Source organism: Alterotamlana spongicola (assembly GCF_035818475.1).
Classification (GTDB): domain Bacteria; phylum Bacteroidota; class Bacteroidia; order Flavobacteriales; family Flavobacteriaceae; genus Cognatitamlana.
The window spans coordinates 2,404,050-2,430,648 of the sequence record NZ_JAYMGV010000001.1; the positions used below are offsets into that span (position 1 = coordinate 2,404,050).

A 26,599-nucleotide genomic window follows, 5' to 3' on the forward strand; every position below is an offset into this window, starting at 1 on the left:
ATGTTTTTTGTGAAAACTTTAACAGTTACCTTCTTTTGGTTTAATAGAAGCTATTAATAGAATTAAATCTTCAGGAGTAAAACCCTGGCCATCTTCATCATCTTTACCATCAATGCCGTTGATACTGTTTTCTCCATCTTCGCCATTACAGCTTGCTAATATAGTACTGGTAGCAGTAACAACTGTTAATGATAAAAAGAGTTTGAATAAAATTTTCATAATTTTAAAAGAATATATTTTGGTTATTATTTTTCCCAAAATTATTATGAGATACTTTGAAGTTTGTTGAGCCAATAATGTTGTTTTATTAATTTAGAGTTATATAAAAGTTACCTAGGTTAAAATAAAATCAAGAAAGTAATATGATGTAGAGTGTTATGCAAACATTGTTTATATACCTTCCTATAAGAATTCTTAACTTATTTTTTAGAATTTAAAAAAGCCAATAGCTGTATATTTACATGATTTTTAATTAAAACATGCATAAAAACTACCTTCCATTTTATAAAACCGGCTATTTCTCATCATTGATTTGTGACTATTTAGAAGAGAAACCTGAATTAGGCCAGTTTTATAACCGATTCCCCAAGTTGAACAATTTTAAAGGACAGATTGAAGAAAAACATGGAGCTTACAATAAGGCATCCAGAGAGATTCTGATTTCAGTTTTAGAAAGACAATATTCTAATATTGAAACTTCAGAGCTAACTAGCCAGCATATTGAAAGCTTAAAGTCGGAAAAAACATTTACCATTACCACGGGACACCAACTCAATTTGTTTACAGGGCCTCTTTATTTTTTATATAAAATAGTTTCAACAATTAATTTAGCTACTGAATTAAAATCACAATATCCGGAATTTAATTTTGTACCGGTGTATTGGATGGCTACAGAAGACCATGATTTTGAAGAAATTAATTATTTGAACTTTAAAGGAAAAAAAATTCAATGGAGTAAAGATGTTGGCGGTGCTGTAGGAGCATTATCAACCGAAGGCTTAAAAGAAGTTTTCAATGTTTTAAAAGATGAATGGGGGCATTCAAAAAATGCCGAAAATTTAAAGCAGTTGTTTGAAGAAGCGTATTTACAACACAATAACCTTGCAGATGCTACTCGTTTTTTGGCCAATGCCTTATTTAAAGTATATGGTTTGGTTATTGTTGATGCTAATGATGCTGAATTGAAAAGGATGTTTTTGCCGTATATGAAAGAAGAACTTCTGAAGAACACATCTTATAAGGTCGTTACAGAAACTAATAATGCACTTACTAAGTTGTCCGAAGATTATAAAATACAGGTCAACCCGAGAGAAATAAACTTGTTTTATTTGAAAGCAGGGCTGCGAGAACGTATTGTTTTTGAGAATGGTGTTTATAGTGTATTAAACACTGATATATCCTGGAATGAAAGTGAACTGATGGACCATATTGAAATACACCCTGAACGTTTTTCTCCAAATGTAGTAATGCGTCCTTTATATCAGGAAGTTATTTTGCCTAATTTATGTTATATAGGAGGAGGAGGAGAGCTGGCATATTGGTTTCAGTTGAAATCCTTTTTTAAAGAAGTGAAGGTTCCATTTCCTTTATTGTTATTACGTAACTCAGTTTTAATTGAATCTGAAAGCCAGCAAAAAAAGCGCGAAAGTTTAAACCTGTCTAATGAAGATATCTTTTTAAAGCGTCATACTTTTATTAATAAAAAAGTTAGGGAAATTTCAAATATTGATATTGACTTTTCTTCACAGGCGGAACATTTAGAGCAACAATTTCAAGATTTATATAAATTGGCAGAACAAACCGACAAATCATTTATTGGAGCCGTAAAGGCACAGGAAGTTAAGCAACTTAAAGGTTTGAGGAGTTTAGAAAAACGCTTGCTCAAGGCACAAAAAAGAAAATTATCTGATCAGGTCATGCGTATGACTGATCTTCAAAACGATTTATTTCCTAGTGGTAGTTTGCAAGAGCGAAATATCAACTTTTCTGAGCTTTATCTGGAATATGGCGACTCACTTATTGCTCAGCTTATTGAAAACTTAGAGCCTTTAAATATGAACTTTTTAATTTTAAAAATTTAAAATCTGATTGGTATACTGGTTTGGTTAAAAACACGGTTGTTTTCACTTTTAAACAGCCGTGTTTTTTTAATTTCTGATTAATTACACGCATTTGGAATATCACGTGTTTCAGTACTGGTTTGTATTAACTTATCAATAACGGTATAGCCTTTAACATTAATTTCAATAAAATCTGATCCCGTTTCAGTGATTACTCCTGAAGATCCGTTAAAGTTAAACTGGGTCATAATATCAGAACCATCTAAAGAAGAACCATTCTTGTATTTAGCCCTAATTCTGTACATCTGTACATAGGGTACTTTAATATTTTCATAGACTTGATAAATATCGGCAGCACTGGTGCCTTTACCTGGTGGAACCGTAATTTGTCTTTCTGATGATAATTTGATGGTCTCACTGGTAGATGTCGTTTTTGATTCAGTTCTGGTTTCAGTTGAGCTATGTCCTACTTTAACTTCAGCCGTTGCTGACGCTGTTACAGAATTTGAAGCACCAAAGAACTCACAACCTACATTGGCTTCTACAGTAGATGATACTGTAGTTGACAGACTGGATTCTACGGTTGTAGCTACCTGAATAGATTCTGACCACTCATAGGTGTCTGTTCTTGTTTCTTCTTTGGTAAAACCTACAGATTGACTTAAAGTACCGCTGCTACAATTTTTTAGTGCAGTATTATAGGCCGCTTCGGTTTTTGACGGAGGAAGAATAGGGTTTAGAAATTTTGTGCCTATAGACTGTATATCCCATTCTATTTCAAAGTTAAGAATTCTAAAGTAAGACGGTGTGCTTGTGGCTTTAGCAAACATTCTGTCATAATTGGTATTGGCTATTAATGGAAGCCCGGTACTCATCGAAATAATAATGTACTTTCCAATATCTATTTGCTTTATTTGAAACTTATAATTATTACCCAATTTAGATGGTGGGGTGTTGCCTCCGTTTGTTTTGTAGTTGGCTTCTGATTGCACGTTTAACCTGTTTCCATTCTTGCCATCAATATATATATAGTGCTTTTTAGAGCCGTTTGGATTGTAGATATTATAAATGTTTTGGCTGGCGTCCAGGAGTTCAAATCTAAATTTTGTAAAAGGTATGGTTTGTGCTTTATCAGAAATGTAGTTGAGGTCTGAGCCTCTTCGCACTTTTACTTCGGTGCTTAGATCGGTAGTAGATGTACGCCTGGTAGCAGAAGGTGCGCCCCATACCGAGGTTATGGTTTGATTTAAAATTTGGACATAATAATCAACACTACTATCCAAAGTAATTGGCTTTAAGTCTGGTTTGCTTTGGTCATCTATTTCAATATCATTTGGACTGGACTTAAATGACGTCTTAGAACTTGAATAAGCAGCCAGTTCATTTCCGTCCTCACGTACCACTTTCACATTAAGGGCAACTCCAGATTCTAACTCACTTTTAGCATTTTCACTTAGGTTTTTGTTTTCAAAAGATAAAAAAGCAAGGTTAGTGTAGGGATCAACATCAACTTCATAATCACCGGATTTCTCCCCATCATTTATGGTAAAAACAGCTTTAGTTGGATTGTAACCTTTTCTTTTTAAGCTTCTGGTACTGATACTTATACCTAACTGACCTTTGTCTGTTTCAAACTCATCAGTATCAATATTAGATTGCGCTTTCTGTAGTTTATTGTCTGTTTGTGTATTGTTTTCTGTGTCAACACTGTCCTTACTGCAAGCTATAGATAAACTTAACAGGAACAGTAGGAGTAGTCTTTTTGGGAACTTTAATTGCGTTTTCATGATGCTTTTGTTTGTGGATTTTAACGGTTTATTTTGTGTGACCTGTTCGGTAAACGGTCTGCAGCCCTTATCCGAACAAGACCACAAAACATCTTTTACTTTAAAAGACAAAACGAATGTACAGACTGGAGTTTGTAGTAAAAAAAAATGACAGTGGACAATGGGTGGACATCAAAAAAATAAACTAAGGACAATGGGTGGACGCCTTACCTCTATGTATTTGTTAAAGACTTAAAACCATATCAAGAAGAGAGTCTTCTGTAGAGATATCTAATTTTTTTCGAAGTCTATAACGGGCCTTTTTGATCCCTTCTTGAGATATGTTTAAGATGTTGGCAATTTCTTTTGAGGATAAGTTCATTTTTAGGAGTGACATCAAGCGTAATTCATTGGGGGTTATATTTGGGAATCGAGTTTTTACATTTTTATTAAAATCTTTATGAACCTCCTGGAAGTACCTGCTAAAACTATCCCAGTTTTTATCATCTTTCAAATCAAAATTAATAGTTCTTATAAGTTCTTGATAACCATTTTGATTATCTTCAGATGTTTTAAGTGCTTTGGCTTTTTGTTTTAACCCTTCCAATACTTCATTCTTCTTAGCTAAATGCAAAGCATGAGTAGTGAGTTCCTTCTTTTTAAAAGCCAACTCATTATCAACTTTCTCTTTTTCCAGTTTATTGCGCTTTAATTTTTGTCTTATGGCATAAAACCCCATTAAAGAAAGTAATAACCCAATAAACAATAAGGTACGTTGTAAACTATTTATTTTAGCTTTTTGGTTTAGGATGTTGATTTCTTTATTTTGAAGAACAATTTGTTGTTCTTTCTTTTCGGTTTCGTAAATGGTTTTTAATTCTTCAGTAGATTTTGATTGTTCTAAATTGAATATAGAGTCGCTAATGCTTTTGTTCTTCTTAAAGAACATTAAAGATTCTTGATACTTCTTTTGGTTTTCCAGTGCAATTGATTTTTCTAAGTATGTCTTTTTTAAAATGTCAGGATCTTCAATAGTTGTTGCTAAGCCAATGCTTTGATTAAGGTATTCAAGGGCATTACTGTACTCTTTTTTTCTTGAATATGCACGGCCAATATAAAAAAGGGCATTTGCTTCATTATTAGGGGAACCAATAGTTTGCCATAATTGCAAACTTTTTTTATATAAAACAATGGCTTGGGTATAATTCTTAGTATTAAATTCAAGATTTCCCCAATTTGAATATACTCGCGCTATATTGGCATTATAATCTAATGATTTGGAAATAACTAGTGCGTTTTCTAAATTTTGCTGGGCCTGATCATAATTTTTAAGCCTGATATTAGATTCTGCAATATAGTTTAAAACCTGTGCTTTACTTTGTTCGGAATCAATTTTGTCATAAAACGCAATACTTTCATTTAAAATTTCAATAGCTTTTTTATCTTCATTAGTGGATTGATAGATGATACCAATTTGTAATAAGTCCTCTCCAGTTCTAAAAAGGTTATTTAAGTTCTTATGTATTTTAAGAGCATTAAATGTTTCCTTAAGCGCAATGTTATAATAACCACTGGTCATTGCTATTTTTCCCTTTAATAAATAAGCATTTCCAAGATGAAGAGAATCTTGATGTTCTTTAAAAACAGGAATATTAGTGTTCATAATACTCTCGGCTTCTTTTATACGGCCTTGATAATGATCTAAAATTCCAATATTGTGCCTTATTACGGCCGCCCGAAGGGTATCGTAAATTTGAAGTGATTTCTCTACAGATTTGGAAAGATAGAGTCTGGCAGAATCAATTTTTCCTAACCGATAAAAATAATTAGCCTTTTGGGCAAAAAGCTTAGATTTACCTTTATGGTCCCCTGTTTTTTCATATAGAGAATCGGCTTTTTCCAGATATTGAAACGTTTTGATTTGGTCATTGTACATGGTTATGTCTGAAAGCTCTAAATAAATTTTAGCTTTAACAGAATCAATTTTAGTCTCGTTAATGATTTGAAATAAACTATCAATCCTTTTTTCACTTTGGGAGAATGAAATACTTGGAATAAATAAAACCAGAATTATTACTCTTATATTAAATATCATGAAATCAGTTTATTGTATAAAAATACTTATTTATAAGTTGTAAATCAACCGAACTAAAGTTTGGTAAATATTTAACTATTTTAGTCTAAGTAATACGTATAGATAATTTTAACTTTGAAGCCATAAATAAAACCGTGTATACATGCATAAAATAGATATAGAATTGGTTGAAATGACTATGGATACCATGAAATATGTTATTGATAGAGTATCATCTACAAAAACCAAAATAGGAAAACCCAAAAAGGCAGAAGAGTTAAAGGCATTGGTTGGAGAGACTATTACCGAAGCAGGAATAGGAGGTGAGTATGCTTTTAAATTATGGCGAAAACATTTGGCTAAAGCTAATGTACAGGTAGATCATCCAAGGCATTTGGCATTTGTGCCTGCATCACCAACAAGAGCGGCAATCATGTTTGATTTGGTTACGGCCGCATCGAGTATTCATGGCGCTTATTGGATGGAAGGAGCTGGTGGCATTTTTTGCGAAAATGAAGCTATGCGATGGATTGTATCCCTTACCGGTATGCCAGAAGGTGCTTTTGGAGTATTTACAAGTGGAGGTACAGCGGCAAACCTTTCAGCTATAGTTACAGCCAGGGAACATTGGAGAGAAAATGATGCGTTTAAAAGAGAAAAAGGATTAATTATTACATCTATTGGAGCACATTCTTCAATAAAAGCAATGGCCAAAGTGGCCGATGTAGATATTTTATTGGTAGACTCGGAAGAGCGTTTAATGGGTGAAGATCTGCAAAACACAATTGATCAGTTAACAGAGCATCAGCGTAAATGTTTATTTGCAGTAGTAGCAACAGGAGGTACTACCAATGCTGGTATAGTAGATGATTTGTCAGGTATAGCTGCTGTCTGTGAAAAAGAGAACTTATGGTTTCATGTAGATGCGGCTTATGGTGGCGGCGCTTTGATTGCTGATTCAGTACGTCATTTATTTGATGGTATTGATAAAGCCGATAGTATAACCATAGATCCGCATAAATGGATGTTTTCACCATATGATTGTGGTGCGGTTATTTATAAAAAACCGGAATTGGCAAAACAGGCACATGCACAACAGGGATCGTATCTGGATATTTTTAAGGATGAAGGTGCCCACGGTTTTAACCCAACAGATTATCAAATACAACTTACTAGGCGCGTAAGAGGGCTACCTTTGTGGTTTTCATTAGCAACACACGGAACAGATAGATATAAAGAAGCCGTAGAGAGAGGCATTGAACTGGCTCAAATTGCCGGAAAAATGATTGAAGCTCTACCTCATGTAGAATTGGTAAGAGAACCAAGTTTATCTTGTGTGCTTTACAGAAGGATTGGATGGCAGCCTGAAGACTATACACATTGGACCTATGAGAATCACGAGAGAGGGTTTGCTTTGGTAACGCCAACTAAATGGAAAACAGGAGACAGGTATGAAACGGTTTCAAGGTTCTGTTTTATAAATCCGGATACTACTAAAAAAGATATTGAAATGATTTTAGAAACGATGGTTTAAAAATAAATTAAAAAATTAGTAGAGGTAATTCGTCAATAAAAAATCAATTCCTATTTTTGCGCATGCAACATGATAAGGTACTAATTTTAGACTTCGGATCGCAATACACTCAGCTTATTGCCCGTAGAGTTAGGGAACTCAACATTTATTCCGAAATACATCCATTCAATAAAATTCCAACAAATATAGCAGATTATAAAGCTGTAATTCTTTCCGGTAGTCCAAACTCTGTAAGAGGTGAAGATGCTTTACACCCGGATTTATCTGAAATAAGAGGCATCAAGCCTATGCTTGCAGTCTGTTATGGGGCACAGTATTTGGCTCACTTTTCAGGAGGTGAGGTAGCGCCATCTAATATCAGAGAATATGGCCGTGCTAATTTATCTTATATAAAAGAGGGTGAAACGTTTTTTGAAAAGATAAGTGAAGGTACTCAGGTATGGATGAGCCATAGTGATACTATTAAAGCACTACCAACAAATGGTGTTTTATTGGCCAGTACAAATGATGTAGAGAATGCAGCCTATAAAATAGAAGGAGAAATTACCTATGCTATTCAATTTCACCCGGAAGTATATCATTCAACGGATGGAAAACAATTATTGGAAAACTTTTTGGTTAAAATAGCCGGATTGAACCAGGATTGGACTCCGGATTCATTTGTAGAGGAAACTGTTGAAGCCATTCAGAATAAAGTAGGTAATGATAAGGTTGTTCTTGGGCTTTCAGGTGGTGTTGATTCAACTGTAGCTGCAGTTTTGCTTAATAAAGCCATTGGAAAGAATCTGTATTGCATATTTGTAAATAACGGATTATTACGTAAGAATGAGTTTCAAAGTGTTTTGAAGCAGTATGAAGGTATGGGGCTTAATGTAAAAGGTGTTGATGCCTCTGGGCGTTTCCTTGAGGCTCTTGCAGGAATTGAAGATCCGGAAAAAAAGCGCAAAGCTATAGGTAATGCTTTTATAGAGGTTTTTGATGATGAAGCTCACAAATTAAAGGACGTTAAGTGGTTGGCACAAGGCACCATTTATCCTGATGTTATTGAGAGTGTGTCAGCCACCGGAGGACCGTCTGCAACCATTAAAAGCCATCATAATGTAGGAGGTTTGCCAGATTTTATGAAGCTTAAAATAGTGGAACCACTTCGGGCAATTTTCAAAGATGAGGTAAGACGGGTTGGAGCTACTTTAGGTATTGATCCAGAGTTATTAGGGCGTCACCCCTTTCCTGGACCAGGTTTAGGTATTAGAATTTTAGGAGATATTACCGCTGAAAAAGTGCGTATTTTACAAGAGGTTGATGCTATTTTTATTAACGGACTTAAAGCGTGGGGCTTATATGATAGTGTATGGCAGGCAGGAGCTATGTTATTGCCTGTTAATAGTGTTGGTGTTATGGGAGATGAGCGTACCTATGAAAAGTGTGTTGCCTTAAGAGCTGTTGAAAGTACAGACGGAATGACCGCTGATTGGGTGAATTTACCTTATGAGTTTCTACAAAAAACATCAAATGATATAATAAATAAAGTAAAAGGCGTTAATAGAGTAGTTTATGATATTAGCTCAAAACCACCGGCAACCATAGAGTGGGAATAGCTCAAGGTATATAACGCTATATTTACTATTTTTAAAACCCTTTGTGTTTGGCATGCTATATGCTCTTATTACAAAAGAAGTGCTATTATATCGTCTTTTAGGTTAAAAGAACCGTATATGTATTATATAATTGCGTTTTAATATTTTATATCAAGCAGATAATATCAACTATGAATAGATTTTTATTAGTACTGATTTCAGTTTTAGTTTTTGGTTTTACAACTTATGCACAAAACTTTAGCACACACCAGGTAAAAAAAGGAGAAACTATTGAAGGGATTGCAAAACGCTATTACGTAACCCCTTTTGATATTTATAATTTAAATCCTGATGCTAAAAAAGAATTAAAACCCAACACCGTTTTAATCATTCCCATTTCAAAGGCAGTTAAACCAAAGGTTACTATTACTAAAGAACTTGAGGGGTTTAAGGAGCATAAAACCAAAAGAAAAGAGACTTTATACAGTTTGTCTAAAAAATATAATGTAGATGAGGATGATATAAAAAAGCACAATACATTTTTATATGCAAACCCATTAAAAAAAGGGGATAAGTTACAAATACCTGTTTTTAAGATTGTAGAGACAATTGAAGAAATAGAACAAACCAGACAATATACAGTTAAACCTAAGGAAGGAAAATGGCGTATTGCTTATAAATATGGAATAACTATAGCTGAATTACAAGCCCTAAATCCAGAGATGGGGGAAATCTTAAAAGAGGGGCAGATAATCAATGTTCCAAACCTTGAAGCTGAAAAGGAAAAGGAAATTGATGAAAAATACAGTTACTATAGAGTTTTGCCAAAAGAAGGGTTTTACCGTCTAAAACTTAAGTTAGGCTTAGAACAAGACCAAATAGAAGCTTTAAATCCAGGTTTAAAAGAATCAGGTTTAAAATCAGGAATGATATTAAAAATACCATTTTCAGATATAACTAGTGGCTTAGTAGATGGTAAAACATTGGCAGTTAATTTAGTGGATAGCATTTCAAATTTTGAAGCTAAGCATATTGTAGTGATGCTGCCTTTTAGAATGAATAGAGTAGACTTTGATTCTGTTGCAGATACTAAAAGAAGTATAGAAAAAGACCCTTATTTGAATGCATCATTAGATTTTTATTCAGGAGTACTCACGGCAATTGATTCTTTAAAGAAATTGGGGGTGTCATTAAAGATGGATGTCTATGATACGCAATATCAAGTAAGTGAGGTTTCCAAAATTATTAGGGAAAACAATTTTGAAAATGTTGATGCGGTAATAGGGCCTTTAACACCATCATGTTTTGATAAAGTGGCTTTAGAATTAGAAGGGAGAAATATACCGGTTATATCTCCTATTGGAACAAAATTAAAACTGCATAATAATGTGTTCCAATCAAGACCTTCAAGTGATCTACTGAAAACTAAAGCTATAAATTTTGTAAAGACAATTGATACACTTAACAATATTTTGATAGTCTCTGATACTAAAAATGAAAGGATAGCAAATGAGTTAAAGCGAGAGTTTAATAAGGCAAACCAGGTTTACTCCAGAAAAAATAAAGACGATGGAAAAGATGAGTTTTTTGTAACAAAACAAGATATTGAAGTTGCTTTAAAACCAGGTAAGAACATTGTTTTTCTAGAAACTCAAAATGCCGGTTTTGCCTCTAATGTAACAAGTGTATTAGCCTCTCTTATTAAGGAAGAAAACAAAGAATTAAAAGAAGAAGCTGTTGAAATTATTTTAGTCACAACCAACATAAATGCCGCGTTTCAAGGTGATCAAATCAATAATACCCATCTATCCAGACTCCAGTTTCATTTTGCATCAACGTCAAAAGAGTATAGTGAAAATGATAGTAACTCATTTGTGAAAACTTACACGAGGATGTATAATATAACGCCAAACAAAAGAGCTGTAAAAGGGTTTGATTTAACAATGGATGTTGTTTTGCGTTTGGTAGCTTTTGAGGATTTTTATACGTCTGTAAATAATGCCCCATTAACAGAATATGTAGAAAATAAATTTGCCTATAAGAAAAAGGTTTTTGGTGGTTATTATAATGATTCAGTATACCTCGTAAAATATGACGGGCTAACTATTGTTGAGCAAAAACAATAAGCTTAGTTCCAAACCGTTTTTATTACATAATTATGATTTGTGATTAGAACTATTCTGATACTTTTATATCTTATAAGCTTTCAAAAGGACCAACCGGTTTTGGCTTGGAATGAATCTTATAAATTATCCTGGACTGACTTTAAAGCAAAGCCTGATGATTCTCAAAGTGCAGTAGCTGTAACTGCTTCAGGAATTACCTTTGGTTTTTCTATTAAGCAAAATTCAAAGAACCGGGTTGTAGGTTTTACCTCTAATGTGTTTGCTCATTTTTACCCTGAACAGTCCTGGTATAAACCAGGTCAGGCAGATACTCATGTTTTAGGACATGAGCAGTTACATTTTGATATCACCGAATTATTTGTTCGTAAATTTAGATACCGAATAAGCAAATTAAAAGCATCCAATAGCGTAAGTGATGAGTTGAAAAAAATTCATAAAAGTATTTTAAAAGAGTTATCAGAGTTTCAAGACCAATATGATAATGAAACTAATTATTCCAGAAATTTTGAGACCCAAGTAAAGTGGGAAGTCTATGTGTTGCAGGAACTTCAAAAACTATCAAAATATAAATCATTAAATTAATTTATGCTACCCGATAAGCAATTCTTAATAGATCTGGCACATACTAAAATGCCTTTTGGAAAGTATAAGGACAGATACCTTATAGACTTACCTGAATATTATATAGTATGGTATCACGGCAAAGGCTTTCCAAAAGGAAAATTAGGTAATATGCTAAAACAGGTTTATGAATTAAAGATAAATGGTTTAGAGGATTTGATTAGAAATATTAAAGAAAAGTACCCTAAATAAAACTACATGCTGCATCAGTTGTATTTATTTAAGAATTATATTAATCAGATAATACATCACAATAAAACCCTTGTGTTTTTATTTGATCGATCATATTGCTTTCATTCAGACCTATTGCCGCCTCAATTTTCAGGACATTATCTATATCTTCAAGATCTATAGACCATTTAGTAATACTGGTATGGCTATCAAAAAATGACTTTAAAGCTTTTACCTTTTTCTTCGTATTAATATTGGTTTTAAATATTAATAATTTGGTAGGTATTTTATAATTGAAATATAAAGAATTAATCATTTGACTCATTGTCTTTGGTTGTACGCTCAATATATTCTTCGTAGGCTTTATTACCCTCTTCTTTCCAGAATTTATCATAATGTTTCCATTTTGAAAATTCACCCTTAGGTTCTTTTTTGCATTTTGTATTTTTGGAAGAATTATTACCTCCAAAGCCACCGCAACCTCCCAAAAGGATTTTTAATAGAATAAATAACCCTATGGCCTGCCAGTAAGTTAATGTGGTTAAACCAAATAGTTCCGGCATTATCCAGTTCCATAACCACATGATAATAAACCCAAATAGTATGGCCAGGCCTATTACCGCAATTATTCCAAAAATGATCATTCCAACAATTTCACCAGGAGATTTTCCTCTCATCTTATGTTTAAAGAAATTAGACATATTTTACTTTTTTTAATTAATGATTTCTTTTTTAGTTTTTAATTTTTTGTACAATAATGAAATTGCTCTATGTCTTCTGGACATCAATGTACCAACAGGGACATTAGTTTCTAAAGCAATTTCTTTATAAGTATACCCTTCAAAGTCAACCGCTATTATTATATCTCTGTATTCGGGTTTAAGGCTTAAAATAGCTTGCTTTAACTCATTTTGTATTTGTTCAGAATAATAATTATCAGATTTGTCATATAAAAGTTCAGCAAATTCAATTAATTTAAGTTCACTTTGACTTTCTTGATCAATGGTCTGTTTATTATTTGATCTCATGACATCAATTATTTTATTTTTAATGGCATGATAAACAAATCCGGCTACATTATTTATTGGCGAATATCTGTCTGCCCCAGAAAATAATTTTAACGCTACATCTTGTATAATATCTTCGGCATCGCGATTTATGTTAGCCTTTATTCTGGAGTTAACATATCGTTTTAGCGAATGATATTCTTTGCCAAAAAAATCATTAAGCTTTTTATTGTTTTCTGATTCCGGGTTCATCTAAAAGCCTTTTTCATTAGCTCTACAATTATAAAGACGAAGTTTTTCAAATTCATTGCATTTTTTTTCAAATACGAACTAAAAATGAGACGATTTAAAATGATAATTGTATCATGTATATTAGAATAATATTGATAATGAGTTTGATAGAGCTGAAAAAAGCAGGAAAAATAATTTTTTGCTAGTATGATTTTTTAATTGAAATAGCTTATGTATTATACCAAATTATAATAAAAGCCTGAAATAATTATGGTATTTAATCGTTTGTCAAACATCTTGTAATATAGGTTTATATTGTTATTTTTGTATCCATTCAATTATTTTTAATTCTATGAAATTAAACTGGTTTTTAACTTCGTCTTTAATATTTATTGTATCATTCTTGCAAGCTCAGTCTGTTGAGGATGAGGTGCTTTTTACAGTTGATGATGCACCTGTTTATACATCAGAATTTAAAAGGGTTTATAGTAAGAATCTTGACTTGGTTCAAGATGAATCACAAAAGGATATTGATGAATATTTAAAATTATTTACCAGTTACAAATTAAAGCTGAAAGAGGCACATGAGCTGAGGTACCATGAGAAAAAATCGTATTTGAGAGAATTAGAAAACTACAGAAAACAGCTGGCTAAAAATTATATTACAGACTCTAAGGTTACTGATGCACTTGTAAGAGAAGCTTATGAGCGTATTTCTAATGATGTAAAAGCCAATCATATTTTAATAAAGGTGCCGGAAAATGCTAGCCCCAATGATACATTGACAGCGTATAACAAGTTAATGGGACTTCGTAAAAGAGCACTGGAAGAAGGGTTTGAAAAGGTTAGAAAAGAAGTACACAACGGAAAAACGGTTTATGGTGAAGAGCTAGGATATTTCTCCGGTTTTAAAATGGTATACAAATTTGAAAACGCAGCTTACTCTACTAAAGCGGGAGATATTTCTATGCCGTTTAGAACCCGTTTTGGATATCATATTGTTAAGGTTTTAGACAAAAGAAAATCAGAAGGGTCGCGTGAAGTAGCCCATATTATGGTTAGGAAGAATGAAAAAGACTCATTAGGAGAAGAGCTTGAAACCAGAATACATGAAATTTACAAAAAGCTTAACCAAGGCGAAGCATTTGAAGCCCTGGCTAAGCAATTTTCTGATGATAAAAATTCTTCGCCAAAGGGAGGAATATTACCAAGTTTAAGTAGGGGACAGATAAGTGCAAAAGAGTTTGAGGATGTAGCATTTAGTTTAGATACGGTTGGTCAGGTTTCAAAGCCTTTTAAAACAGATTTTGGATGGCATATTGTAAAGCTATATAAAACAAAACCTATTCCGGGTTTTGAAGCGATGAAACCTGAACTCATTGGGAAAGTTAAGCGCGATTCCAGATCTAAATTGATAGATGAAGCTTTGATAGAAAAACTTAAAACAAAATATGAGGTAACTCATCCGCAGTCGGCATTGACTTATTTTGAGTCAATATTAACTGATGATTATTTTAAAAATACGTGGAAACTACCGGTAGATTTTAATGCAGACCAAACCCTACTTAGAATTGAAAACACGGTAGTACCCTATAAAGATTTTGGTAACTATTTATTAAAAACCCAAAGAAGTACAAGAAGTAATGAAGCTTTAAAATCTTTGGTTAGTAAGAAATATGAAGCTTTTTTAAGAGAACGACTAATTAAATATCAAGAGGATAATCTTGAAAATGAAAATGAAGAATTTGCCCATATTGTAGCAGAATATAGAGATGGTCTTTTATTGTTTGAACTCATGGAAAACACCATTTGGAATACAGCCAAAACAGATTCTCTTGAAATTCAGAAATATTATGAAAAACATAAAGAGAATTATGTATTGCCACAAAGAGTAGATGTTGTAGTGGCTTCTTCAGCAAAACAAAAAGTCTTAAAAAAAGTTACAAAATTATTACAAGAGGGTGTAGAGCTTAATCAAATAAAATCGCTAATAAACGGTAAAGATAATATTGATGTTATTTTTACCGTTGGTATAATGGATGCAACTCACCAATCCTTACCAAAAAACTTCAATTTCAAAAAGGGAATTTCTAATATACAAAAACATAATGGAGCTTATCAGTTAGTTCAGGTTAAAGCCGTTTTGCCTAAAACACAAAAGACATTTGAAGACGCAAAAGGAACTGTTGTAAGTGATTACCAGACCTATAAAGAGGAGAAATGGGTAGAGAAGCTGGCAGAAAAATATAAAATTGTTATTAATGACGAGGTTTTTGAAAAAGTAAAGACCCAACTTAAATAATATTGTTTGAGAAACAAAGTTGTCATATTGTTTATACTGATATATTCATGTGATTATATCAGAAAGCCTGATGAGCGTATTCCGGTAGCCAGAGTTAATGAGACCTATTTATATTATGATGATATTGATAAGCTTGTTCCGGAAAATTCATCAGTAGAGGATAGTACTTTAATAGTTCAAAATTTTATTAATCACTGGGCAAAACAACAATTGTTTGTTGATGGAGCAATGCTGAATTTAGGTGAAGACAAACAAAAAGCTTTTGATAAATTGGTTGTTCAATATAAAAATGATCTATATAGTAAAGCTTATATAGAAGCTTTGGTAAAGCGTAGTATTGACACTATTATTCCGGTAAAAGAAGCTGAAGTTTATTACCAGAATAACAAAGAGGTTTTTAAACTTAATGAAGAATTACTCAAATTCAGGTATGTACATTTGGATGAAGATATAATTGATTACAAAAAGATCAAACAAAGATTTGAACGTTTTGATAAACAAGACAAAAGAATATTAGATTCCATATCAATTCAGTTTAAATCCTATTCATTTAATGATTCAATTTGGATTAAATTAAGCCAGGTCATAGAGAAAATTCCGGTGGTTACTCCTGAAAACAAAAGTCAACTGTTAAAAAAATCTAATTTTATACAGCTCAAAGATTCATTAGGAGTATATTTGATGCAAATTAATGATGTTTTATTAAGAAATGATACAGCACCGTTAGAATATGTCAAGCCTACTATAGACCAGATAGTGATTAACAAGAGAAAACTGGAACTAATAAAACAATTGGAAAAAGATATCACAAAAGATGCTATTAAAAACAAACAATTTGAAATCTATAAATAAATTAAAACAAACATTCATTTGTTGTTTAACTCTTTTAACTGTAAACTTCATTTCTGCTCAGGAAATTATTGAAGAAAAGGTTGAAAAAGAGGTTAAAAAAGTAGATACGGTAAAAGCTAAAAATGCAAGAAAGGTTGATGGTGTTGCAGCGGTAGTTGGAGATTATATTGTTTTAGATTCTGATATAGATAAAACATATCTTCAATTAAAAGCACAGGGAGTGAATACAGACCAAATCCAGCCATGTGAGGTGTTTGGGAAATTGCTGGAGGATAAGTTATATGCACATCACGCTATTCAAGATAGTATTGTGGTTTCTGATGCAGAAATTAGGAGAAGTGTAGAATATCAAATTCAACAGTTCTTACAACAAACAAATGGCTCAATGGAAAAACTCTTGGAGTTCTATAAAAAGGAGGACGAGCAAAGTTTTAGAGATGAAATGTTTGAGATCAACAAAGCAAATCAGTTAGCTACAAGAATGCAGCAACAAATAGTGGAGGAAGTTGAAATTACACCTGAAGAGGTGAGAGCTTTTTTCAATAAAATTCCGGAAGAAGATCGACCAACTTTTGGGACTGAACTTAAAGTAGCCCAAATTATAGCAGAGCCAAAAGTGTCTGAAGAAGCGGAGCAAAAAACTATTGATCGTTTAGAAAAGTTTAAAGCAGATATTGTTGAGAATGGATCTAGTTTCAGATCTAAGGCTGTTTTGTATTCTGAGGATCAGGGATCAGCAAGCCGAGGTGGTAAGTATACGCTTAATAGAAAAAGGCCACAAATGGTTAAAGAGTTCAGGCAGGTCGCTTTTGCTCTACAAGAAGGAGAGGTTTCAGATCCGTTTAAAACAGAATTTGGCTACCATATCGTTACTTTAGAAAAAATAAGAGGACAGGAATATGATGTAGCACATATCCTGCTATCACCTAAAGTGTCTAGTGAAGCTGTAAAAGAAGCTAAAGAGCGATTGGAAAAAGTAAGACAAAAAATTGTTGACGGCGAAATTTCATTTGCTAATGCTGCAAGAGAGGTTAGCGACGAAGAGGAAACCAGAAATGATGGGGGGCAGCTAATAAACCCTACTACTCAAGATTATAATTTTGAATTAACCAGAATGGATCCGGAATTGTACTCACAAATTCAAAATTTAAAAGAAGAAGAAGTGAGCTTAGTTTTGAAAGAAGAGGACAGAACCGGAAAAGTGAAGTTTAAATTATTACGAGTTACAGATAGGGTAGATGAACATAAAGCTGATTATGCTCGTGATTATTTAAAAATTAAGCAACTGGCACTTGAGGAAAAGAAAATTAAAGCCATTGAGAAGTGGCAGGAAGAAAAAATATTAGATACATATATTAAAATTAGTGGAGCACGCAGAGACTGTGATTTTTCCGGTAATTGGTTAAAAAAATAAGCATATGTCTGACGTAGCAGCTATTGAAACCTTTGTCAAACAATTTAAGGAATTAAAATCAGAAATAGCCAAGGTAATTGTTGGGCAGGATGAGGTAGTTACCCAGATTTTAATTTCTATTTTTTCAGGAGGACACTCTTTACTGATCGGTGTGCCGGGGTTAGCAAAAACACTTATGGTTAATACGATTGCTCAATCATTGGGCTTGGATTTTAAACGCATACAGTTTACTCCGGATTTAATGCCCAGCGATATTCTAGGAAGTGAAATATTAGATGAAGATCGCCATTTTAAATTTATAAAAGGACCTGTTTTTGCTAATATTATTTTGGCAGATGAGATAAACAGAACACCCCCAAAAACCCAAGCAGCTCTGTTGGAAGCTATGCAGGAAAGGGCGGTAACCGTGGCTGGCCATCATTATAAATTAAGCTTACCTTACTTTGTTTTAGCAACACAAAACCCTATTGAGCAAGAAGGAACTTACCCATTACCGGAAGCTCAATTAGACCGTTTTATGTTTGCTATAAACCTAGATTACCCCTCATTTGAAGAAGAAGTACAGGTGGTTAAGTCTACTACTAATGATGAGTCTTATAAAATAAATGCTCTTTTTTCAGCACAACAGATTATAGATTTTCAGCATTTAATTAGACGAATTCCTGTAGCAGACAACGTTATTGAATATGCGGTTTCGTTGGTTGGTAAAACAAGACCACATTCAGATGCTGCACCAGAGCTGGTAAAAACCTATTTAGACTGGGGTGCAGGGCCAAGAGCCTCTCAAAATTTAATTTTGGCAGCAAAAACTCATGCGGCTATTCAAGGTAAATTCTCACCGGATATTGAAAATGTTCAAGCCGTATCTTATGGAATTTTAAGGCATAGAATTATTAAAAACTATAAGGCAGAAGCTGAAGGTATTTCTGAAGAACAGATTATTAAAAGCTTGTTTTAGTAAAACGAAATATAAATATTATAGCTTATTAGCTTCATATTTATTAGAACCACGTAATGTTTCTGTTAACAAGTTAATAAATCGTCATTTTTAGCTGGTAAAAATTGAAAAAAACACAATCATTTGGTTTAATAATGATACTATAATAAATAAGTATAAATACTTATTTATATCTCATTTTAGTTTTTACATCTTTGTATTAAATTCGTATTTTGCGATGCTTTTGAAATAAAGTTTAACATTACTTTTTATGGCATTGATATTAATATGATCAAAAGGAGTACATATGTATTTTAAAACATGTTACTACATTCTACAGTTTACTGTGATCACATTATTCAAGCCAATTTAACACAGAAATAATTCTTTATATGAATACCTATAGCGATTATATCATAGAGATCGAGGAAAGAAAAGCCCAGGGGCTTCACCCTAAGCCAATAGACGGAGCTGAATTAACAAGCGAGATTATCACTCAAATTAAAGATTCAGATAACCCTCACAGAACAGATTCCCTAAACTTTTTTATTTACAATACATTGCCGGGTACTACCAGTGCAGCTGGTGTTAAGGCAAAATTTTTAAAAGAGATTATTTTGGGAGAATCCGTTGTTGCCGAGATTGTACCAACTTTTGCTTTTGAGTTATTGTCTCATATGAAAGGAGGGCCTTCAATTGAGGTTTTATTAGACTTAGCTCTGGGAGACGATGTTTCAATTGCTGCAGAAGCTGCCAAAGTTTTAAAAACTCAAGTGTTTTTATATGAAGCCGACACCGAGCGTTTAGAAGCAGCTTACAAAACAGGAAGCACTATCGCTAAAGAACTTCTTGAAAGCTATGCACAAGCTGAATTCTTTACAAAATTACCAGAGATAGATGAGGAGGTTGAAGTGGTTACTTTCATTGCCGGAGTAGGTGATATCTCCACAGATTTATTGTCTCCTGGAGCCGATGCGCATTCCAGATCAGATCGTGAATTGCATGGTCAGTGTATTTTTGAGCATAACAAAGACATGCAGAATGAGCTTTTGGCATTAAAAGAACAACACCCGGATAAGCGTGTGATGCTAATTGCAGAAAAGGGAACTATGGGAGTAGGGTCTTCAAGAATGTCAGGTGTAAACAATGTGGCACTTTGGACAGGTATTGAGTCAAGTCCTTATGTACCATTTATCAATATAGCTCCTGTAATTGCAGGAACAAACGGAATATCTCCAATTTTCCTTACCACTGTGGGAGTAACAGGAGGTATTGGAATTGATCTACAAAACTGGGTAAAGCAAAAGGATGCTGAAGGAAATACTATTGTTGATGGAGATGGAGAACCGGTTTTAAAGCAAGCATATTCAGTTGAAACGGGAACCGTTTTGACTATAAATACTAAAGAAAAGAAACTTTATAGTGGAGGCCAGGAGTTAAAAGATATTTCTACTGCATTAACACCGCAAAAAATGGAGTTCATCAAGGCCGGAGGGTCTTACGCAGTTGTTTTTGGTAAAAAATTACAAACATTTGCTGCTAAAGCATTAGGAATTGAGGTGCCTCAAGTATATGCTTCATCAAAGGAGATTTCTATTGAAGAGCAAGGATTAACGGCTGTAGAGAAAATATTCAATAAAAATGCCGTAGGAACAACACCAGGCAAAACCTTACATGCAGGTTCTGATGTGCGTGTTGAAGTAAACATTGTAGGGTCTCAGGATACTACAGGATTAATGACGTCCCAAGAATTAGAAATGATGGCGGCTACGGTAATCTCTCCAATTGTTGATGGAGCTTACCAATCAGGGTGTCATACCGCATCAGTTTGGGATGATAAGTCTAAGGCTAATATTCCAAGGTTAATGCAATTTATGAATGACTTCGGATTGATTACTGCGCGTGATCCTAAAGGTGTATATCATGCCATGACCGATGTTATCCATAAAGTGTTAAACGATATTACAGTGGGTGACTGGGACATTATTATAGGGGGCGACTCACATACACGTATGTCTAAAGGCGTAGCTTTTGGAGCTGATTCGGGTACTGTTGCCTTAGCATTAGCCACAGGAGAGGCTACTATGCCAATTCCTCAGTCAGTAAAAGTAACGTTTAAAGGCGATATGAAATCTTATATGGACTTCCGTGATGTGGTTCATGCTACGCAACAGCAAATGTTAAAACAGTTTGGTGGTGAAAACGTATTTCAGGGCAGAATTATAGAAGTGCATATTGGTACTTTAACGTCAGACCAGGCCTTTACATTTACAGACTGGACGGCCGAAATGAAAGCCAAAGCGTCTATCTGTATTTCAGAAGATGACACTTTAATAGAATCTTTAGAGATTGCAAGAGACCGTATCCAAATCATGATTGAAAAAGGTATGGATAACGAAAAGCAAGTGTTACAAGGCTTAGTAGATAAGGCAAATGCTAGAATTCAAGAGGTGAAGACTGGAATAAAGCCGGCATTAAGACCAGATGCTAACGCTAAGTATTATGCTGAGGTAGTGATTGATTTAGATGAGATTGCTGAGCCAATGATTGCTGATCCAGATGTAAATAACGAAGATGTTTCTAAACGTTATACACACGATACCATTAGGCCATTATCTTACTATGGCGGAACTAAACAAGTAGATTTAGGGTTTGTAGGATCTTGTATGGTACATAAAGGCGATATGAAAATTTTAGCTCAAATGTTAAAGAATATTGAAGCACAGCATGGTAAAGTTGAGTTTAATGCACCTTTAGTAGTAGCACCGCCAACCTATAACATTGTTGATGAATTAAAAGCAGAAGGTGATTGGGAAGTATTACAAAAATACTCAGGATTTGAGTTTGACGATAACGCACCAAAAGGTTTAGCACGTACTAAATATGAAAACATGCTATATCTGGAGCGTCCAGGGTGTAACTTATGTATGGGAAATCAGGAAAAAGCGGAACCAGGTGATACCGTAATGGCTACATCTACGCGTTTATTCCAGGGAAGAGTTGTTAAAGATTCCGGTGAGAAAAAGGGAGAATCTTTATTATCATCTACACCGGTAGTGGTACTATCAACCATTTTAGGAAGAACACCTACAATGGAAGAATATGAAGCTGCTGTTGATGGTATTGTTTTGACTAAGTTTAAACCATCGCAAAAACAATTAGTAGCAATATAATTTAAAGATAAATTCAATTATAGATTAAAGTCCGGGTTTTAAAACCCGGACTTTTTTTATGAATAATATCGAGACTTCTAAAAGCATAATATTGAATAGATTTTAATAAAGCTATGATAAGATAAGTCTATTTTCTAAGGTTTTAAACGGCGTTCTAATTTCGTATATTAGTAAACCTTAAATAGAGCAATAAAAATTAAAACATATACATCTTATGACATTTGACATTGATATGATAAAAGGGGTTTATGCGAGAATGAAAAACCGCATAGATGCTGCCCGAGAAGTTGTTGGACGACCACTAACACTTTCAGAAAAAATATTGTACAATCACCTTTGGGATGGTACACCAACCAAAGCTTTTGAGAGAGGAAAAGATTACGTGGATTTTGCTCCTGATAGAATAGCTTGTCAGGATGCAACGGCGCAAATGGCTTTGTTACAATTCATGCAAGCCGGAAAGAGTAAGGTGGCGGTACCAACAACAGTACATTGTGACCATTTAATTCAGGCAAAAGAAGGTGCTGCAATAGATTTAAAACATGCTAATAATGTTAGTAGTGAGGTATTTAATTTCCTGGAGTCTGTGTCAAATAAATATGGTATTGGTTTTTGGAAACCCGGAGCAGGAATTATTCATCAGGTGGTATTAGAAAATTATGCATTTCCAGGAGGCATGATGATTGGTACAGATTCGCATACGGTGAATGCCGGAGGATTAGGAATGGTTGCTGTTGGTGTTGGAGGTGCTGACGCGGTAGATGTAATGGCTGGAATGGCCTGGGAGTTAAAGTTTCCTAAATTAATAGGAGTGAAGTTAACCGGAAAACTTTCGGGTTGGACCGCACCAAAAGATGTCATTTTAAAAGTGGCAGAGATACTTACCGTAAAAGGAGGAACCGGAGCTATAGTAGAATATTTTGGTCCTGGAGCTATATCAATGTCCTGTACAGGTAAAGGGACCATTTGTAATATGGGAGCAGAGATAGGAGCAACAACTTCTACTTTTGGGTATGATGAATCAATGGATCGTTATTTACGTGCCACTGACAGAGCAGGTATTGCAGATGCTGCTAATGAAGTGGCAGATTATTTAACGGCAGATACAGAGGTGTATGCCAACCCGGAGCAGTATTTTGATCAGGTTATTGAAATTAACCTATCAGAATTAGGCCCATTATTGAATGGACCGTTTACTCCGGACTTATCTACAGAGGTAGGTACTGCAATGAATGAAAAAGCAAAAGCCAATGATTGGCCTATAAAAGTAGAATGGGGGTTAATAGGGTCTTGTACCAACTCTTCTTATGAAGATTTGTCGCGCGCATCATCCATTGCCCAGCAAGCATTAGATAAAAGCTTGAAAACCAAAGCAGAATTTGGTATTAACCCGGGGTCTGAACAAGTACGATACACAGCGGAACGTGACGGAATTTTAGACGTATTTGAAAAATTAGATGCTAAAATATTCACAAACGCATGTGGCCCGTGTATTGGGCAGTGGGCACGTTACTCAGATCCTAAAAATGCACCAAAAAATAGTATCGTTCACTCCTTTAACAGAAATTTTGCCAAACGTGCAGATGGTAACCCTAATACCCATGCCTTTGTAGCATCTCCGGAGTTAACTGCAGCCATAGCTATAGCCGGTCGTTTAGATTTTAACCCATTAACAGATACCCTGATTAATGAAAATGGTGAAGAGGTGATGTTAGATGAACCAACAGGATGGGAGTTACCGCCAAAAGGGTTTGATGTTAAAGAAAATGGTTATTTAGAGCCACAAGAAGATGGAAGCGGCGTCAATGTGGTTGTAAAAGAGGATTCAGAGCGTTTACAATTATTAACGCCATTTGTACCTCTTGGCGACTCTATTACAGGAGCTAAATTATTAATTAAAGCCTTTGGAAAATGTACTACAGATCATATTTCTATGGCGGGGCCATGGTTACGTTATAGAGGGCATTTAGATAATATAGCCAACAATACCTTAATTGGAGCTGTTAACGCTTTCAACCAAAAGACAAATTTTGTTAAAAACCAATTAACAGGCGAGTATGATGGTGTGCCGGATGTACAACGTGCTTATAAGGCAGAAGGTATAAAAACAGTAGTGGTTGGAGATCATAACTATGGAGAAGGCTCTTCCAGAGAGCATGCAGCTATGCAACCACGTCATTTAGGGGTTGCTGCGGTTATTGTAAAATCCTTTGCACGTATTCATGAAACTAATTTGAAGAAACAAGGGATGTTAGGTTTAACCTTTGCTAATGAAGCCGATTACGATCTCATTCAAGAAGATGATACGTTTAACTTCTTAGATTTAAATGCATTTGCGCCTGGTAAGCCGTTAACGGTTGAAGTGGAGCATGCGGATGGTAGTAAAGATGCCATTATGTTAAATCATACCTATAACGATTCGCAAATTGCATGGTATAAAGAAGGTTCAGCACTTAATCTAATTAAGAAACAAAACGCATAATTGAGTTTTGAGACCTGTCAGGTTTTGAAAACCTGACAGGTCTTGGTAGATAAAAAACCAATGTAAAAACATTGGTTTTTTTGTTCTGATCTGATGTCATTGCGAGGCAAATGTCTAATTTGCCGTGGCAATCTCTTAACCGAGGAGAGATTATCACGTCGCTTTGCTCCTCATAATAACGATAATCTACTAGGTTTTTGACTCATCGCAATATTGTCATTCAGAACGCAGTGAAGAATCTTTAGGTACAATGGCGACTGGGTTTAGGGGGGTAAGTTAGGACTTATTATTAACCTGTGTAGTTTTAGTTGTATTACCATATAGGTACGGCTGAGGTCAGTGCTAATTAGGGAGACGTTTAACATATATTTATAAGGCTAGCACTTTTCATAGGACACGTTGTTGTAAGCTCGTTTTATTCGACCATAATATCAAATTCTTTGTATTTCATTCTATGAGAATCATTGTAAATTTCAATCCAATTCCCTCTATCCAATCTTTGAACAATAAGTCCAAGTCTAAACTTGTTTTTAATGAGGTTAAGTATCACTTTTTTTAAGTCAATTTGCTTTCCTATATATTTAAGTTCAGTTCCAAACCCATCCTTGATATCAAAAGCATGATAATTAAAACTAAAATCAATGTTTTCATTTAATAACTCCTCACAGATTATTAATTTAAAGTGATCTTCTAAGGTTTCTTCATACATACCTTCTCCTTGGAAATTATAAATGGTTCTAACGGGTATACTAAATCTTAAGATTTTCTCATTATTTTTATTCATAATCAAATTTTGAGTTAGTAGAAATAACTTATGAGGGTTTATGTATAAAACATAGCGTGTAAAAAGACGCTAACTTTCCGGATTAGCACAGGGCCTAATTTTTTTATATTGTTTTTAATTTTTCTCATTTTAAAAGCCAAATTAAATTTTCTACAATGTAATTCATTTAGTAGAAAATAATATTCAAAACCTATATCCGAAATAGAGACCTTTTTTGAGTAGTTTCTTTTGAAATTTTCTAATTCTTCTTTTTCATCATTTAATACAGCCAATTGGTCATAATGTCCGTTTAAAAAATTTGGAACCGCTAAATGCAGGATATAAATCCAAATTTCAATTTTTTTAGTATAAACTTCGGGTGAAAAATCGCCAGTTTTTAAATTGAGGAATGCTCTTTCAATTATGCTTTTGTTTGTATATTCCAATCCACCGAACTGAATGTCTATTCCGTTTCCTATTATTATATTATTCACCCGTTACTTTTTGCTTTTGTATAACAATTGGATATAGACTATTGGATATATACATTATAAAACTAAAACATTAAACTTTCTATTTCCATCAATATGAGTTATCCAACCTTAAACGAAGGTAGAAGAAATTTTTTACAAAATCAAGTTTGCTAAAATAACTTATTAGCTACTCTTTTAAGACTAAAATAGCTTTCTTTAGACTACCAAAATTGTATTTTAGCAAAAACACCTAAAATGAACTCAAGACAAGATCAACTAAAAGCCTTTGATAGATTGTTAACCATTATGGATGAGTTGCGAGAGCAATGCCCATGGGATAAAAAACAGACTATGGAAACCTTACGCCATTTAACTATTGAAGAAACTTATGAGCTGGGTGATGCCATTTTAGACAATAATCTGGAGGAAGTAAAAAAAGAGTTAGGTGATGTGTTATTACACATAGTATTCTATTCTAAAATAGGAAGTGAAACCAACGACTTTGATATTGCCGATGTGTGTAATGACATATGTGAAAAGCTTATTAACAGGCATCCTCATATTTATGGCGATGTTAAAGTAAACAATGAAGAGGATGTTAAACGTAATTGGGAAAATTTAAAGCTTAAAGAAGGTAAAAAGAGTGTATTAGAAGGAGTGCCCCAAAGCTTACCGGCATTGGTTAAAGCCAACAGAATTCAGGAAAAAGTAGCTGGTGTGGGTTTTGACTGGGAACAACCGGAACAGGTTTGGGAAAAACTACAAGAAGAACTATCAGAATTTCAAACAGAGGTAAAGTCAGGAAATCAGGACGCTATGGAAAGCGAATTTGGAGACGTCATGTTCTCTATGGTAAACTACGCTCGTTTTTTAAATATAAATCCTGAGAATGCCTTAGAGCGCACCAATAAAAAGTTTACGAAGCGTTTTCAGTATTTAGAAGAAAAAGCCAAATCTTTAAATAAAAGCTTAAAAGATATGACGCTTGCCGAAATGGATGTGTTTTGGGAAGAAGCAAAACATATTTAGGAATTAA

The 26,599-nt window shown here is 34.0% G+C and carries 21 protein-coding genes; 13 read left to right on the top strand and 8 right to left on the bottom strand.

Features of this window, described 5'->3' with window-relative positions:
- Positions 1-18 precede the first annotated feature (18 nt).
- Positions 19-219 carry a Vmc-like lipoprotein signal peptide domain-containing protein gene (locus tag VOI54_RS10345; protein ID WP_326282715.1) on the bottom strand — a complete coding sequence of 67 codons (201 nt, stop codon included), beginning with the start codon at positions 217-219 and terminating at the stop codon, positions 19-21.
- 260 nt (positions 220-479) lie between these two features.
- Here VOI54_RS10345 and bshC point away from each other — a divergent pair, with 260 nt between their 5' ends.
- Complete coding sequence (gene bshC, locus VOI54_RS10350) at positions 480-2,081, top strand: bacillithiol biosynthesis cysteine-adding enzyme BshC (RefSeq protein ID WP_326282716.1); 1,602 nt, start codon at positions 480-482, stop codon at positions 2,079-2,081.
- Positions 2,082-2,158: 77 nt separating this feature from the next.
- Here bshC and VOI54_RS10355 read toward each other — a convergent pair whose 3' ends face one another.
- Both VOI54_RS10355 and VOI54_RS10360 read right to left on the bottom strand, forming a co-directional pair.
- On the bottom strand, positions 2,159-3,847 hold the full coding sequence (locus VOI54_RS10355; protein ID WP_326282717.1) for a hypothetical protein: 1,689 nt from the start codon (positions 3,845-3,847) through the stop codon (positions 2,159-2,161).
- Between the two features lie 223 nt (positions 3,848-4,070).
- Positions 4,071-5,921 (bottom strand): tetratricopeptide repeat protein, encoded by a 1,851-nt coding sequence (locus tag VOI54_RS10360; RefSeq protein WP_326282718.1) that lies wholly within the window; start codon positions 5,919-5,921, stop codon positions 4,071-4,073.
- Between the two features lie 142 nt (positions 5,922-6,063).
- Between VOI54_RS10360 and VOI54_RS10365 the strand changes: the two genes are divergently transcribed.
- The 5 genes from VOI54_RS10365 (at position 6,064) to VOI54_RS10385 (ending at position 11,950) form a co-directional block, all read left to right on the top strand.
- On the top strand, positions 6,064-7,434 hold the full coding sequence (locus VOI54_RS10365) for a pyridoxal phosphate-dependent decarboxylase family protein (protein ID WP_326282719.1): 1,371 nt from the start codon (positions 6,064-6,066) through the stop codon (positions 7,432-7,434).
- A 62-nt stretch (positions 7,435-7,496) separates the two neighbouring features.
- A complete protein-coding gene (guaA, locus tag VOI54_RS10370; protein WP_326282720.1) occupies positions 7,497-9,032 on the top strand; it encodes a glutamine-hydrolyzing GMP synthase in 1,536 nt (511 codons plus the stop codon).
- Positions 9,033-9,202: 170 nt separating this feature from the next.
- The gene (locus tag VOI54_RS10375; protein ID WP_326282721.1) at positions 9,203-11,137 is read left to right on the top strand and encodes a LysM peptidoglycan-binding domain-containing protein; all 1,935 of its coding nucleotides are present in this window, start codon (positions 9,203-9,205) and stop codon (positions 11,135-11,137) included.
- 39 nt (positions 11,138-11,176) lie between these two features.
- On the top strand, positions 11,177-11,719 hold the full coding sequence (locus VOI54_RS10380; RefSeq protein WP_326282722.1) for a DUF922 domain-containing protein: 543 nt from the start codon (positions 11,177-11,179) through the stop codon (positions 11,717-11,719).
- Positions 11,720-11,722: 3 nt separating this feature from the next.
- Positions 11,723-11,950 (top strand): DUF3820 family protein, encoded by a 228-nt coding sequence (locus VOI54_RS10385; protein ID WP_326282723.1) that lies wholly within the window; start codon positions 11,723-11,725, stop codon positions 11,948-11,950.
- 40 nt (positions 11,951-11,990) lie between these two features.
- Here the strand turns inward: VOI54_RS10385 and VOI54_RS10390 are convergent, their stop codons facing one another.
- Genes VOI54_RS10390 through VOI54_RS10400 form a run of 3 tightly spaced genes read right to left on the bottom strand, consistent with a single transcriptional unit; the run spans position 11,991 to position 13,188 of the window.
- Positions 11,991-12,245 (bottom strand): hypothetical protein, encoded by a 255-nt coding sequence (locus VOI54_RS10390; protein WP_326282724.1) that lies wholly within the window; start codon positions 12,243-12,245, stop codon positions 11,991-11,993.
- Complete coding sequence (locus VOI54_RS10395; RefSeq protein ID WP_326282725.1) at positions 12,238-12,630, bottom strand: hypothetical protein; 393 nt, start codon at positions 12,628-12,630, stop codon at positions 12,238-12,240. Before VOI54_RS10395 ends, VOI54_RS10390 begins: the two co-directional genes overlap by 8 nt.
- 12 nt (positions 12,631-12,642) lie before the next feature.
- Entirely contained in the window at positions 12,643-13,188 is a 546-nt protein-coding gene (locus tag VOI54_RS10400; RefSeq protein WP_326282726.1) for an RNA polymerase sigma factor, read from the bottom strand.
- 331 nt (positions 13,189-13,519) lie between these two features.
- Between VOI54_RS10400 and VOI54_RS10405 the strand changes: the two genes are divergently transcribed.
- The 6 genes from VOI54_RS10405 to VOI54_RS10430 all read left to right on the top strand — a co-directional run bounded on the left by VOI54_RS10405 (position 13,520) and on the right by VOI54_RS10430 (position 24,327).
- A complete protein-coding gene (locus VOI54_RS10405; protein ID WP_326282727.1) occupies positions 13,520-15,469 on the top strand; it encodes a peptidylprolyl isomerase in 1,950 nt (649 codons plus the stop codon).
- Between the two features lie 6 nt (positions 15,470-15,475).
- The gene (locus VOI54_RS10410; protein WP_326282728.1) at positions 15,476-16,321 is read left to right on the top strand and encodes a peptidyl-prolyl cis-trans isomerase; all 846 of its coding nucleotides are present in this window, start codon (positions 15,476-15,478) and stop codon (positions 16,319-16,321) included.
- Positions 16,284-17,735 carry a peptidylprolyl isomerase gene (locus VOI54_RS10415; protein WP_442809370.1) on the top strand — a complete coding sequence of 484 codons (1,452 nt, stop codon included), beginning with the start codon at positions 16,284-16,286 and terminating at the stop codon, positions 17,733-17,735. The genes VOI54_RS10410 and VOI54_RS10415 overlap by 38 nt, the downstream gene beginning before the upstream one ends.
- A gap of 4 nt (positions 17,736-17,739) precedes the next feature.
- Complete coding sequence (locus VOI54_RS10420) at positions 17,740-18,693, top strand: AAA family ATPase (protein ID WP_326282730.1); 954 nt, start codon at positions 17,740-17,742, stop codon at positions 18,691-18,693.
- Positions 18,694-19,064: 371 nt separating this feature from the next.
- On the top strand, positions 19,065-21,845 hold the full coding sequence (locus VOI54_RS10425; protein WP_326282731.1) for a bifunctional aconitate hydratase 2/2-methylisocitrate dehydratase: 2,781 nt from the start codon (positions 19,065-19,067) through the stop codon (positions 21,843-21,845).
- A gap of 214 nt (positions 21,846-22,059) precedes the next feature.
- Positions 22,060-24,327 (top strand): aconitate hydratase, encoded by a 2,268-nt coding sequence (locus VOI54_RS10430; protein ID WP_326282732.1) that lies wholly within the window; start codon positions 22,060-22,062, stop codon positions 24,325-24,327.
- 415 nt (positions 24,328-24,742) lie between these two features.
- On the opposite strand, the gene VOI54_RS10435 is transcribed toward VOI54_RS10430, so the two are convergent.
- Positions 24,743-25,111, bottom strand: coding sequence for a hypothetical protein (locus tag VOI54_RS10435; RefSeq protein ID WP_326282733.1), 369 nt, complete (start codon positions 25,109-25,111; stop codon positions 24,743-24,745).
- A gap of 38 nt (positions 25,112-25,149) precedes the next feature.
- Positions 25,150-25,584 (bottom strand): hypothetical protein, encoded by a 435-nt coding sequence (locus VOI54_RS10440; RefSeq protein WP_326282734.1) that lies wholly within the window; start codon positions 25,582-25,584, stop codon positions 25,150-25,152.
- Positions 25,585-25,818: 234 nt separating this feature from the next.
- Here VOI54_RS10440 and mazG point away from each other — a divergent pair, with 234 nt between their 5' ends.
- On the top strand, positions 25,819-26,592 hold the full coding sequence (mazG, locus tag VOI54_RS10445) for a nucleoside triphosphate pyrophosphohydrolase (RefSeq protein ID WP_326282735.1): 774 nt from the start codon (positions 25,819-25,821) through the stop codon (positions 26,590-26,592).
- The last annotated feature ends 7 nt before the right edge of the window (positions 26,593-26,599 follow it).